This is a genomic window from Flavobacterium sp. A45 (genome assembly GCF_002001005.1).
Taxonomy (GTDB): Bacteria; Bacteroidota; Bacteroidia; order Flavobacteriales; family Flavobacteriaceae; genus Flavobacterium.
In genome coordinates, this window is record NZ_MUNX01000008.1 from 1 (window position 1) to 630 (window position 630).

Genomic DNA, 630 nt, shown 5'->3' on the forward strand with positions numbered 1-630 from the left:
TTGTCTTACTCCTAAAAATACAATAAGTTCATATTATAAAATATATTTCAAAATACTTTTATTAAAAACTTATTATAATTCTAATGAGCATAAGAATTATAACAAAAATATTTCTACTCTAAAAAAAATGATTAAGGAAGAGTTGAGTATTATACAGGATAGTTACAAAAAAAACAGTTTTTGTCAATTTATTGCTTCAAAGATTTCATTAGTTGATAAGGGGTTCGCAAAAGAAATATTTTCTGAAAACACTACTGAAGATATTATGCTGTACAATAACTTAAGATATAAAATCACGTATCTTTTGATTAAAAATTTTGAGGCAATTATAAAAGCAAATAAAAAGGAAATTGCTGAAAATTCAATCCCAAAAATTCATGAAGAATTTTTTAATAATATTATTGAAAGAATTAAAGAAATTAATGATGGTGAAGATCGTTTGGAGCTTTTTACAAGATTAGGTTTTATTTGTTATTTGAATAAATTAGAAAATCAAGCCAAAGAAATTTATCATAATGTATTTGAATCACTGAATATGATAATCAAAAGAGAGCCTGTTTATGAATATTTAAATTCTTTAACATATGTGTATTTATATAATCAATCATTTGTGATAAGCCAGTCTAATTT

1 protein-coding gene is annotated in these 630 nt (G+C 22.4%); it reads left to right on the forward strand.

Annotation, left to right across the window (positions count from 1 at the left end):
* Positions 1-304 precede the first annotated feature (304 nt).
* Positions 305-630: hypothetical protein (locus B0E44_RS18925; protein WP_217341278.1), on the forward strand; the 326-nt coding region annotated here is incomplete at its 3' end.